The organism is Cobetia sp., assembly GCF_983723665.1.
The window spans coordinates 1-12,455 of the sequence record NZ_CFDJES010000079.1 but is presented as its reverse complement, the minus strand read 5'-3'; the positions used below and the strand labels follow the sequence as shown (position 1 = coordinate 12,455).

Sequence of the window (12,455 nt, the reverse complement as noted above, 5' to 3'; positions counted from 1 at the left end):
GCCTTTCGTCCAGGCACAAAAAAACCGGCACCTCGTGAGAGGTACCGGTCTTTTCAGAAGCCGTGGCCAGCACTGCGATCAGTGCCGGCCCGACTCAGGCCTGATCAGGCGCGACGACGGTCGTCGTTGCCACCTTCACGGCGCTGCGGACGAGCGCCCGCACCGTCTTCTGCCAGTTCCAGCGGACGGCCAGCGACGCGAGCACGCGCCATCTTGGACACGATGCTGGTCGGCAGACCGCTCGGCAGTTCCACGACACTGTGCGTGTTGCGGATGTCGATGCGACCGATGCGTGAACCTTCGATGCCGCCTTCGTTGGCGAGAGCGCCAACCAGCTGGCCCGGCTTGACGCCGTCACGATGGCCGACGGCCACACGATAGAGCTTCATGCCTTCACGCGCGACCGGCGCGGAGTTGCGACGCTCACCGCGTTCCGGACGCTCGGTGCGCTCACCGCGCTCGGAACGCTCGTTGCGACGCGCACCCGGCTTCGGCAGAGACTGGATCGGCGTCTCTTCGGCGCGAGCCATCTTGACGAAGACAGCGGCCAGCTCGACCGGATCGTGACCTTCTTCGACCAGGCTCTGGACCAGAGCGCGGTGACCGTTGGAGCTGCTGCCCAGGGCTTCGACGACGCGAGCACGGAAGGCGGCGTCACGGTGGCCACGGATCTCTTCTTCGCTCGGCAGCTGGCGTTCGGTGATGCGCTGGCCCAGGGCCTGCTCCATCCAGCGAACCTTGCGCATTTCGCGACCGCTGACGAAGGTGATGGCGCGGCCTTCACGACCGGCACGGCCAGTACGGCCAGTACGGTGGACGAAGGATTCGCTGTCACCCGGCAGGTCGTAGTTGAAGACGTGGGTGATACGCGCCACGTCCAGACCACGAGCGGCGACGTCGGTCGCGACCAGCACGTCGACCTTGCCACGCTTCAGGCGAGTCACGGTGCGCTCGCGCAGGGACTGGTCCAGATCACCGGACAGCGCTGCCGCGGAGATACCGCGAGCGATCAGCTGTTCGACGACTGTGGTACAGGCGGCACGAGTACGCACGAAGACGATGGCCGCATCGACGGTCTCGACTTCCAGCAGACGGGACAGCGCTTCCAGCTTGGCGCCGCCTTCGACACGCACCATCATCTGTTCGATGGTGGAAGCGGTACGCGATTCGGACTTGATGGCAACCTTGACCGGATCAACCAGGTAGCGGTTGACGATACGCTCGATCTCGGTCGGCAGAGTTGCGGAGAAGAAGACGCGCTGCGCTTCCTTCGGGGTATCGGCGACGACGCGCTTGACGTCATCGATGAAGCCCATGCGCAGCATCTCATCGGCTTCATCCAGCACGAGGGCTTTCAGGCCGTTCAGGTTCAGGCTCTTGCGGTCCAGGTGGTCGATGACACGACCCGGGGTGCCGACGACGATCTGCGCGCCGCTCTTGAGGCTACGCATCTGCTCGCGGTAGTCCTGACCACCGCAGAGAGTGGCCACTTCCAGGCCACGCATGAACTGACCGTAACGTGTGAAGTTGACGGCGACCTGTTGGGCCAGCTCACGGGTCGGGGCCAGCACGAGAACCTGCGGTTCACGGCGGTCGAGGTCCAGACGGGTCAACAGCGGGAGTGCAAAGGCAGCGGTCTTGCCGGTACCCGTCTGTGCCTGGCCGATCATGTCACGGCCTTCGAGCAGACTCGGGATGGTCTGAGCCTGGATCGGGGACGGAGTTTCGTAGCCCAGCTTCTCGAGAGAGGTCAGGACGGCAGGCAGCAGGGCAAGATCGCTGAAGCGATCGACGACGGAAGTCGTGGTCATGTATATCTCACACCTAAATGGCTACAAGTAAGGCTTGCAGCTGAAGAATGGGTCGGGTTGAACCGACACGAAGCGTAAGGGCTCCGTCTGGCGATGCAGTCAGGCACGAGGCGCTGGCATCATCAGAAAAAACGTACGAGTGCTGGACGTCTTGGCATGGACGGGCCCGGGTTGCTCTGAAGGTGGACGCAATTCCACTTTCAGGCACAACGCTGCGGCGACCGTACAGCAACCAGAGGCTCTTCTACTCAGAGTCTCGGGGCGCTCCATCATGCACACTGTGGACAGGGACGGGTCTTGCATCGCGGCGGCCGGACATCGATCGAATCGAGGGGTCACGGATGGCTGGGGCAAGCTACGCCACGCGGTCCGGGAGGCGCGAAATACCGGCTGATGGCCACAAGAAACGGCGATCACGTCGGGCTCGGCTACTCAGGATGGTGGGTCACTACATGCGAGGAGCTGGCATTCTAGCAGCCTCTCACGCATTCTGCATCCTTTCTTTTGACCTTGGTCGCAGGCCGCCCGCCCTCGGGCAGGCATGCGCCCCGCCATCACGACTCGCTGAACAGCCACCTGACAGGAGCCTGCATGACTGACGCGCAAGACCATGACGCCCCCTCCCCACAACATCCCGCCGAGCATGTCACCACGCTGTGGGTCGACGCCGATGCCTGTCCGCGCGCCGCGCGTGACATCCTGGTGCGCGCGGCGGAACGCACCGCGACCCCCACCTGGTTCGTCGCCAATCATCAGGTGCCGCTGCCGCGCTCGATGCACGTCAAGGCGCTGTCGGTCCCACAAGGGGCCGATGCTGCCGATCAGTTGATCGTCGAGCGCGCCCACCCCGGTGACATGGTGATCACCTCCGACCTGCCGCTGGCGCTGGAGGCAATCGAGAAAGGCGCGCTGGTAATGACGACCCGCGGCGAAGCGCTGGACAGCAACAACATTCGCGCCAAGGTGCAGATGCGCGACTTCATGGAGAGCATGCGCTCCAGCGGCGAGCACACCGGCGGCCCCTCCGCCTATGGCCAGCGCGAGCAACGCGACTTCGGCAATGCACTGGACCGCTGGCTGGCCAAGATCAGACGCCCGACACCGCGCGCCTGACCCAACCGCCGCTGCTCGGCATCAACTCGGGCGCCATCAACTCAGGCGCGATCAGCTCACACTTCAATACCTCAGGCGTGACGACGAATGCCCTGGCCCGGCAGACGCTCGCGGTCGTGGGACGCGTCGAGCGCCAGGCTCGGGCCGACCGGCACGATAGCGGTGGGATTGATGGTCTGCTGACTGGCGTAATAGTGGGTCTTGATATGCGCAAGATCGCAGGTCTCGGCGATGCCAGGCCACTGATACAGCTCGCGCAGATAGTGCGAGAGATTGGGATAGTCGGCGATACGGCGCTGATTGCACTTGAAGTGCCCGAAGTAGACGACATCGAAGCGGATCAGGGTGGTGAACAGGCGGATGTCGGCTTCGGTCAGCCATTCACCGGTGAGATAGCGCGAGTCGGCCAGTCGGCGCTCCAGTGAATCCAGGCACTCGAACAGCGCCGTGAAGTGACGCTCGTAGACCTCTTGCCGCGTGGCGAAGCCGGTCTTGTAGACGCCATTGTTGACCTTGTCATAGACCTCGGCATTGATGGCATCGATCTCGCCGCGCAGATCTTCGGGATAGAAATCCAGATCATTGCCGGTCAGCGAATCGAAGGCGTCATTGAAGATGCGCACCAGTTCCGCCGACTCGTTGTTGACGATGCGACCGGTCTGCTTGTCCCAGAGCGCCGGTACGGTGACACGGCCGGTATAGTGCGGGTCGGTCAGGGTGTAGAGCTGGTGGTGATAGCGCACGCCATTGATCGGGTCACCGCTGGAGCCTTCTTCCTCGAGATAGCTCCAGCCATGTTCGAGCATCAAGGGGCTGGTGTAGGACATGCCGACCAGCGGCTTGAGCCCCTTGAGAGAGCGCATGATCAGCGCGCGGTGCGCCCACGGGCAGGCCAGAGAGACGTAGAGATGGAAGCGGTCTGCGCTGGCGAGCACGGCCGCTTGTCCCTGCGGCCCTTCGAGCGGGGCATCGGGCGCCACGACCCAATCCCTGAGCCGCGCGCTCTCGCGCTTGAATTCACCGCCGGTGCTGTCGGTGTCATACCAGCGATCCTGCCACTTGCCGTCGACCAGTAAGCCCATCTTGCACGCTCCTTATATGGCTGAGGGGATGCCCCCAGCCTAAGAGTCGAGCGCGACAGCGCAAGCGAATTCACTGCGTGGCAACGATCGAGTTTCTCGAACGATCACGTCGCGCGCTCTTCTCAAGCCCTCATGCTTTTCAGACCCTATACGCTTTCAGGAGCGCCGCTCGCTTGCGTCCTGCTCGACGGCAGCGTGCAGCTGCGCCTTCATCGCCCGGACGGCAGGGCCCGCGCGATCATCGTCCGGCAGATAGAGCATCAGCGACACTTCGCGCTCGCCGCCATTGGCCAGCGGCAGTGGCAGCAGCCGCCCCCGGGCCAGAGCCTCGCTCATGCGGGTGCGGGGCAACCAGGCGAAGCCCAGTCCGCGTTCGGCAAGATCGACTGACGTGGCCAGGTGGCTCACCGTCCAGCGCGCCTCGGCCTTGAGCCAGCCGGCATCCATGCCGCTGGAACGGCTGCTGTCGCGCACCACCAGCTGGCGATGCTGCACGAGATCACGCAGATCCAGCGGCCGTCCGAGAGCATGCAGCGGGTGCCCCGGCGCCGCCACGGCGATGAAGGTTTCACGCAGCAACGGGGTGCCGAGATGGCCATCCAGCATCAGGCCGCTGATCAACAGGTCCGCTTCCTTCTCCTCGAACAGCTCGCGCCCGCCGGTCAGCGTCGTCTCGTGCAGCTGGACACGCACCTGAGGGTAGGCCGTCGAGAAGGCTTCCAGCGCCCGTGCCAGCACATCCGGCGGAAACAGCTGATCCACCGCGATGGCGATCTCGCTCTCCATGCCCGCCGACAACGCATCGGCCACATCCTCGAGTGCCCGCGCATTCTCGATCAGCTGACGCGCCCGGCGCAGCAGCAATTCACCCGCCTCGGTCAGCCGGACATTGCGCCCGACCGGCTCCAGCACCTGCACGCCCAGCAAGGCCTCGAGGCGATGCACGGCGTGATTCAGGGTCGAGGGGCTCTTGTGGATCGCGGCCGCCGCGCGCGCGAAGCTGCCGTGGTCCACCACGGCGGCCAGCATCTGCCACTGAGCCAGTGTCACGCGTGACGACATCGGGATTCCTCTTGCAGAACGTACGGGAATGCACGGGGCAATCCTGACATGCCAGACGCAAAAAACCAGACACCTGATACTGCAACCCGACGGGAGCAAAAGAGCATTCTGTGCTGTCAGACTCCCGACATCTGGTCGCAATCCTCGGACATCAGGACGGCATCCTCTGAAATGCAGGAGGCCAAATACGCTATTTTGCGTAACTTTACAAAATTTAACACCAAGCAGGATTTACTGCCTGAACAGCGTTTCCTAAGCAAAAATGGCGCTATTTTCGCCAGACCTCATGTTGCCGGTACCGCCAATTGCGCCGTCAATGATCTAAACAGGGTTGAATTACTCATACTGGACATGCGTCCAGCCTATCGAACGATGGGAACCTTGGTTAAGGTTCGAATGCCTCATTGTTGCCATCTTTTCATTTCACATAACTTTATCGGTCACATATGCTGCGAATCCTTCATTCGCTCCCTCGCGCGCACAAGTATCTTCTTTTACCTGTTGCCACCATGGTTACCGTGCTGGGTGCTCACAAGCTTCTCGAAACATTCGATGCTCCTGATGTCTCTACGGCCTCACAGTCCATCGCCATCGACCTGGCCAGTGCAAATTCCAGCACCCCGGCCAAGCTGCCGCTGGCGATTGCTGCCGCCGATGACACTCAGTCTCCCCTGAGCCCGGCGCAGCTCGCCAATCAGACGGCGACCAGCTCGACCTCCGGTGACATTCCGCTGGCAGCGCTGACGCCCAGCGAGATCGTCGCCATCGATTTCGACATGCCGACGCTGCTGACGGATGCCAACTATCATCCCGACAGCCAGACGGCAGGCCCGATCGTGGCACTGGCGCCGGCGGCAGTGAAGACCGCAGAAGCCGTCATCGGCACCGCGACCGACGAACAGGCCGGCGGCACCTCCTATGACGACCTCTCCGTCGACCCGGTCGAGCTCGGCGAAAGCCCGACACTGCAGACCGAGCTGGCGGCCGAGGAAGTCTATGTGCCCGAGTGGCAGACCTATACCGTGCAGGCCGGCGATACCTTCGCCGTGATGGCGGAGCGCTCGCTGGGCCTTGGCTACAGCGAGACCACGCGCATCCTCAAGGCGCTGCCTGACAAGCGCGTGCTGACCCATTGGCGCATCGGCGACAGCTTCGATTACAAGCTGGATGAAGACGGCAACCTGCTGGCGTTGCGCATCATGAAGGATGCGCGTCGCGGCTTCATGGTCAAGCGTGAGGCCGGCGGTGAAAGCTTCAATGTCGCCAAGATCGAGAAGGCAACTCAGGCCACTCAGCGCATGTTCGCCGGTACGGTCAGTGGCAGCTTCTCCCTGTCAGCGGAAGCCACTGGCCTGGGCGTCGCGGAAGTCAGCCAGCTGACCCAGGTGCTGGGCAAGAAGATCGATTTCCGTCGCGATACGCGCAAGGGTGACAGGTTCCAGGTGCTGGTCGAGTCCGACATGATCGACGGCACCAGCATGGATTCCCGCATCCTCGCCGCACGCTATGAAGGTTCTCGCAAGTCACTGACCGTGGTGCGCAACAGCAGCGATGGCCGCTACTACACCCCTGATGGCAAGGGCCTCGACCCGGCTTTCAATCGCTATCCGCTGGCGCACAAGGCGCGCATCAGCTCGCCGTTCAATCTCAGCCGTCGCCATCCGGTGACCGGACGCATCAGCCCGCACAAGGGCACTGACTTCGCGGTGCGTATCGGCACGCCGGTGCTTTCCACCGCAGATGGCGTCGTCGAGCTGGTCGGCAATCACCCGCTGGCCGGTCGCTATCTGGTGCTGCGCATGGACAACGGCTACAAGACCCGTTATCTGCACCTGTCACGCCCGCTGGTCAAGAAAGGCGAGCGCGTGACCATGGGTGAGAAGATCGCCCTGTCAGGCAACACCGGCCGCTCCACCGGCCCGCACCTGCACTATGAGGTGATGGTCAACAACCGCCAGGTCGATGCCATGCGCGTTCAACTGCCGAACAACAAGTCTCTGTCCGGCAAGGCGCTCGCCAACTTCAAGCGTCAGTCAGAGAACATGCTGGCCAAGCTGGAAGCCGCCGACAACACTGGCGCCATCGCCAAGGCCTCCACCCCAAGCCAGGGTGACGAGAGCTAACGCGAACCCAGGCGCGGGCCCGCAAGCATAGGGCCTGCGCCTGACATGAAATACGCCTGACATGACATGTGCCCGATAAAAGAAAAGGCCCCTCACCTCACGGTGGGGGGCCTTTTCTTTTATCGGTGTCTCGGCCAGAGATCAGGTCACTTCTTCATGCCCTTGTTGGACGCCTGCTCCAGCAGCTCTTCCGCTTCGCTGCTCGCGCCCTCCTCTCGCATCTTGGCCACATCGGCATACAGACAGACGTAGGTACCGCAGGATGCACAGAACACCTTGTCGTCGGGATTGTGGACCTGCGAGACGCGGACTCGCTGGCTGCCACAGTCCGGGCACGGCTTGGGAATACGCAGTTCCTCGGAAAGATCTGACATGAAGCATTCTCCTGTTCGGTGTCTAGGCCGCTCGCCTTGAAGCTGGTCGATTGGCGTCTCCCCAAGACATGGGGCCACTCACACGGCATGCAACCCCGCTGGCGGGGAGTCGCTCGTCATTCGGCTCGAGCTACCTTACCGAGATACCTCACCCAGGCACTGCCCGGCACTGCGCTCAGACGCAAAGCCCCGGCACGATGGCCGGGGCTTGAGGGGCAGACGCGAACAGACAGATGTCACGCGGCGCTGATGCTGCCGGCAAGCGACTCATGGCTGGTGCCATGGCTTGCGGTGTTGGGCATGCGCGCGACGGGGCGCTCCGGCACACGGTGCTGGCCGTGTGACCTGGCGCCATCACGCGTCAGGCGGAACTCTTCCTGCAGCGCCATCTCACGTGCCGCCAGGCGAAAATCGCCCATCGAACACAACGCATGGCCGTTCGGGCACTTGAGGATGTGATCATCCGGCAGATCACGGGCAGGCCAATCCAGCGCTTCGTTGCATTCGGGACACTGAGGGCCATTACGGGTCGGGACTGATGGGGTAAACATGCGCGAACTCCTTTTCGACGCAAAAGATGACGATGTCATGACCAGATTCTCAGTACAGAAAACATCAAGACGTGGCTCGGTTTGCGTGCGCATGATGGAGACAGATAGCGACAGACTCCATTGCACTTTCGGTTAGATGCCACAATTTTATCGCTGGTCAGTCTCTGCGCTCACGGCTGCGGAAGGTATCGCGCAGAGCGCGGAACACACTTCATGGCAGCGCGACCGGCAAGAGTCTGACAGCACTATCTTACAGTCTGATAACACCTCGCGAATGACGCAGATCAAACGCATACCAGATCAGGGGGTATCCGCCGCACCGTTCTTCAGACGGGCGTCAGACGGGTATTCATGGGCTTGAAGCCAAAAAAATCCCGACCAAAGGCCGGGAAAACACTCTCAGGCAGAACAGGACCTATCGCGGAAGCAACGCGGCTCGCCGCAGGTCGACCAGGACGCTGAACAGTCGTCAGCGGTATCACGGAAATCTCGACTCCACCTGCAGTGCCAGATATTCAGTTTCGTTGCCTTGGGCAACAAGCCGCGACCAGGGCGAAACAGCGAATCCGACTGGCACTGAGGTAAAAATTCTTGTGCGCCCTCACACGCACTGGCGAACACTGGACCTTACAGGCGCTTGCTTCAGGCCGAGGCGTCCAGCTGCTGGACCACCTTCAGCGCCATCAGGGCCGGGTCTATCGCAGCTCGCTTGCGGGCACTGACTTCAAGGCGATCACGCAACATGAACCAGACACCCAGAAACTCATCACATTCTGCACAACTGACGATGTCATCATCTGCCGGGGAATCTTCGAGGTGAACCCGGTTGCTGCCACAGCGTGAACACTCCATGGGAACCTTGCGTACTGTGTTCATCTCGATGCCCTCCATTGGATCCATGATGAAAACCTTGTGCTCGAAACCGGTGGAGCGGGCGGCATGACGATGTGAAAACTTGCGGCAACCTGACAAGGGATTGAAAAAGCGGCTCTGCGGCTCCATCAATGTTGTATCAGGTGATCTCCTGCCTGCCCCGCCGTGCTTCGACAGTTGCAAAGTTAGACACTTCCAAAACCTTGTACAAGTTTTAACGCGTATCAGAACGTATCTGTATAGCTAATGTAGACGCATTGGCAGGCGTTTTCGTGTGCGCTGATCAAGCGTTTACCTCTCCCCATGCGCCCGCTGTGGCACGAGAGCGCCCCGCCAGAGCCGTGTAACACTTCGCTACAAAAAAGCCTCTTTTGACGTGCAAAAACATCTTGTCACACTCGTCAGGCAGCCAATCAGCGAGCAGAAAAAGCCTTGAACGCGCACTGATTGCGGCATATCCACGTGCCTTGTCTCGACTTCTTGCCTTGAAGGGCGCGGGCCTTGGCATCCAAGCGATCCTTCAGCACCTCATCTCTCTGCTCGCCCCTCTACTCGAACCCTTCGTCAGGGCCCTGCTGACAGAGCGCTTGCGGGCGGCCTTGTTCGCGACAGGTACGAAGCACCAGAAAGCTCACTCTTCTGGCACGACGACATTGCCCCTTTACACCTTGCATGTGACAGACAGAGGAATTCTCGTACAAGTTTTTCTTTCACCCCCTTGAAACTTGTCGGTCTCGTCAGGATCTCAGTGGGTAGGGTCATGGTTCTGGCGAATCATTTGCGCCACGAGCGAGAAGGAAGCGCTTGAGGGACCGGACCAGAAGTACCGATTCAACACGCAAGGAGTACGGCATGAGCAATATGAACCGCAAACAGATTCTGGGTGCGATCACCGCGACCACGCTGCTGTCCACTACCAGCATGGCCATGGCCAGTCCGCAGGGGCTCTACTCCGCAGATGAGCTGATGGATGCCGATGTCTACCTGCAGAACGATGACAACAACGTGATCGGTGAAGTCGAGGACATCCTGCTCGACGACAACATGCAGGTCGCCGCTCTGGTCGTCGAAAGCGATGACTCCATGGGGCTGGACGAGAACCAGTACGTCGTGGAAACGGGCAAGTTCACCCTCGAGACCGAACAGGGTGATGATCTGGATGCACTGGAATATCGCATCCACCTCGACATGGATGTGAGCGAGTTCGAGCAGCAGCCGAACTACACCACCGACTGGTGGCAGGACACGCGCAAGAGCGCCGCAGCGGCCTGGGATGAAACCAAGAACACCGCTGCCAGCGCCTGGCAGGACACTCGTCAGGCGACCGCCAATGCGCTGACCACCGCCGGCAACGCCATCAGCGGTGCCGCCAATGACACTGAGCAGGAAATGGAAGAAGAGACTCAGTGATAGCGACCCTGCAAGAGATCACCCGAACCGGATGATCCGCGCCAATGCAGAGAAAAACGCCTCATGCCCCATGGCATGGGGCGTTCGTGGTTCAGGACCACGAGAAATCACGCCATTGATGCACTGGTGGGGGAAAGAAGGGAAAGAAAGAACAGCAAGAAAGGCCGGAATGGCAGGCACAAAAAAAGCCGCCATTGGCGACTTGTGGGGGCACTGAAGCTTTTGAGCATCAGCTGAATGAACCCCACTGGAAGGCATGCATGGTGGGCCCAGCAGGACTTGAACCTGCGACCAATCGATTATGAGTCGAGTGCTCTAACCAACTGAGCTATGGGCCCATGCAGCGCGCATATGATAGCGAAAGCATGAGCCTCGGGAAAGCCCGAAAACTCAACAACATAGCGATTCCCCCCTCCCAGCTGCGACGCGAGATGTGCGTTGATCATCCCCGTCAGCCTGCGGCTGCGACGAGTGTCGCGAACCCTTGGAGCCGCCGCCTGTCCAATGTCCCATCTGCAGCATCGAATCTTTTCCAGGCGCTCATGGCGGGCCTCGCCCGATCAAGCCCCTGGCCATCAGGAGTCATGACATGTCATTGCCTTTCTCTCGCTGGACCCGCGCCCTGAGTCGCACGCTTGCGCGTCGCTCGACCGGCAAACCCGCCAGCCGCCTCACCGCCACAGCCGCCAAAAGCCGCTTCGGTGCCCCGATCAAGGCCGCGGCACTGGCCTTCGCCATGAGTGGTATCGGTGTCAGCCTGCCGACACAGGCCGCCTGGCAGCTGGTGCCCGACAGCAGCGGCGCCACCGCGACGCTGACCGCGCAGGGCAGCCAGGGCAATGTGGAGCACGTGCATCACCTCAATGGCCTGAGCGGCACCGTGGGAGATGACGGCAAGATGAGCATTCCCTTGAGCGTCGGCCAGACCGATCTGCTCGACAAGGTCGGCGAGCTGCCGCCGTGGCTGTCCGGCGTCAGCCAGATGCGCTTGGCCACGCTGACCCTGAATCTTGACCCGCTGGCCATCGCGGCGCTGGAACCCGGTCAGACGACGCGCATGCAGGTGCCCTTCTCGGCCACCGATGGCAACCGCACCCACCGCGAGACCCTGCCGCTGGAGGTCACCCGTCAGGATGCCACCCACCTGACCTTCATCAACGCCGACCCCATTTCACTGGACAGTGCAGAAGTCGCCAGGAATCAGGTCGGCAGCACCCTGCTCAACCTGCTGGGCTACGGCAAGCTGGTAGGCGACATTCCCGTCACGCTGCAGGGCGAGATGGTCGACCAGTAACCTCCAGCACAGCGCGACGCCGCCAGGCAAGCGCGATCCCGTCGCGAGCACGTTCATCGAGTCATCAGAACCGCCCCACGGGGCGGTTTTTTTGTGCCGGTAGCAGCCGAGGATGACGGCCTGCGCCAGCCAGCGAGAGCGCGCATGACGGCGATGGTCAGCCCTCATGACACCACGACATAAGAGAATGATAAAAATAATTCTCATTCATGGTTCAGAAAGCGGTCATCTGAACGTCTACCCACAGGAGAGAACGACGAACAAGAATCATTCCTATATAAATCATTCCGGATGGAACACCGCGCTCATGAAAGACTCCGCCGCACATAAAGCCACTCGCTCCCTGCTGATGACCCTGCCCAGGCACCCTCTGGCACTGGCGATTGGCCTTGGCCTGCCCTTCGCCGGTCAGGCCATGGCGGCCGACCACCGTGAGTCTCAGGACGAGACCCTCGACACCATGACGGTGACCACCACAGCGGCTACCAAGACCGATACCAGCTATCTCGAGACCCCCCAGTCCGTCTCTACCATCACCCGTGAAGATATGGACAAGCGTGGCTCCAAGACAGTGCAGCGCGCAGCGGACTACACACCCGGAGCTTATACCAATCAGTTAGGGGCCTCGAATCGATATGATTACATCGTGCTGCGTGGCTTTTCCGATGGCAGTGTCAGCAATACCTTCCTGGACGGCCTGAAGTTGATGGGTGACTCGGGCTCCTACAGCTCGATGACCATCGACCCCTACTTCCTCGACAG

General features: G+C 61.3%; 11 protein-coding genes and 1 tRNA gene. 5 read left to right on the top strand and 7 right to left on the bottom strand.

The window, feature by feature from the left end; all coding sequences use genetic code 11:
- Positions 1-104: 104 nt before the first annotated feature.
- Positions 105-1,811 carry a DEAD/DEAH box helicase gene (locus tag AC4FAH_RS09440; RefSeq protein ID WP_043333127.1) on the bottom strand — a complete coding sequence of 569 codons (1,707 nt, stop codon included), beginning with the start codon at positions 1,809-1,811 and terminating at the stop codon, positions 105-107.
- A 591-nt stretch (positions 1,812-2,402) separates the two neighbouring features.
- Here AC4FAH_RS09440 and AC4FAH_RS09435 point away from each other — a divergent pair.
- Positions 2,403-2,924 (top strand): YaiI/YqxD family protein, encoded by a 522-nt coding sequence (locus AC4FAH_RS09435; protein WP_084589335.1) that lies wholly within the window; start codon positions 2,403-2,405, stop codon positions 2,922-2,924.
- Between the two features lie 71 nt (positions 2,925-2,995).
- Here AC4FAH_RS09435 and AC4FAH_RS09430 read toward each other — a convergent pair whose 3' ends face one another.
- Positions 2,996-4,006 (bottom strand): glutathione S-transferase family protein, encoded by a 1,011-nt coding sequence (locus tag AC4FAH_RS09430; protein ID WP_347421451.1) that lies wholly within the window; start codon positions 4,004-4,006, stop codon positions 2,996-2,998.
- A 156-nt stretch (positions 4,007-4,162) separates the two neighbouring features.
- On the bottom strand, positions 4,163-5,068 hold the full coding sequence (locus tag AC4FAH_RS09425) for a LysR family transcriptional regulator (protein ID WP_279835354.1): 906 nt from the start codon (positions 5,066-5,068) through the stop codon (positions 4,163-4,165).
- Between the two features lie 509 nt (positions 5,069-5,577).
- On the opposite strand from AC4FAH_RS09425, the gene AC4FAH_RS09420 reads away from it, so the two are divergent.
- Positions 5,578-7,191, top strand: a complete 1,614-nt coding sequence (locus AC4FAH_RS09420; protein WP_225347504.1) for a peptidoglycan DD-metalloendopeptidase family protein — start codon at positions 5,578-5,580, stop codon at positions 7,189-7,191.
- 146 nt (positions 7,192-7,337) lie between these two features.
- On the opposite strand, the gene AC4FAH_RS09415 is transcribed toward AC4FAH_RS09420, so the two are convergent.
- From AC4FAH_RS09415 to AC4FAH_RS09405, 3 genes are all read right to left on the bottom strand, one after another.
- Entirely contained in the window at positions 7,338-7,565 is a 228-nt protein-coding gene (locus tag AC4FAH_RS09415) for a hypothetical protein (protein ID WP_054555349.1), read from the bottom strand.
- A 236-nt stretch (positions 7,566-7,801) separates the two neighbouring features.
- Positions 7,802-8,116 carry a hypothetical protein gene (locus AC4FAH_RS09410; protein ID WP_213113483.1) on the bottom strand — a complete coding sequence of 105 codons (315 nt, stop codon included), beginning with the start codon at positions 8,114-8,116 and terminating at the stop codon, positions 7,802-7,804.
- Between the two features lie 642 nt (positions 8,117-8,758).
- A complete protein-coding gene (locus tag AC4FAH_RS09405; RefSeq protein WP_490245945.1) occupies positions 8,759-9,172 on the bottom strand; it encodes a hypothetical protein in 414 nt (137 codons plus the stop codon).
- Positions 9,173-9,841: 669 nt separating this feature from the next.
- Here AC4FAH_RS09405 and AC4FAH_RS09400 point away from each other — a divergent pair.
- Complete coding sequence (locus tag AC4FAH_RS09400; RefSeq protein WP_052384472.1) at positions 9,842-10,399, top strand: PRC-barrel domain-containing protein; 558 nt, start codon at positions 9,842-9,844, stop codon at positions 10,397-10,399.
- 261 nt (positions 10,400-10,660) lie between these two features.
- Here AC4FAH_RS09400 and AC4FAH_RS09395 read toward each other — a convergent pair.
- A tRNA-Ile gene (locus tag AC4FAH_RS09395) sits at positions 10,661-10,737 on the bottom strand.
- 251 nt (positions 10,738-10,988) lie between these two features.
- Here AC4FAH_RS09395 and AC4FAH_RS09390 point away from each other — a divergent pair.
- Both AC4FAH_RS09390 and AC4FAH_RS09385 read left to right on the top strand, forming a co-directional pair.
- Complete coding sequence (locus AC4FAH_RS09390) at positions 10,989-11,693, top strand: hypothetical protein (protein WP_043333134.1); 705 nt, start codon at positions 10,989-10,991, stop codon at positions 11,691-11,693.
- 307 nt (positions 11,694-12,000) lie between these two features.
- A partial coding sequence (locus AC4FAH_RS09385; RefSeq protein WP_490245944.1) for a TonB-dependent receptor plug domain-containing protein occupies positions 12,001-12,455 on the top strand: 455 nt, incomplete at its 3' end.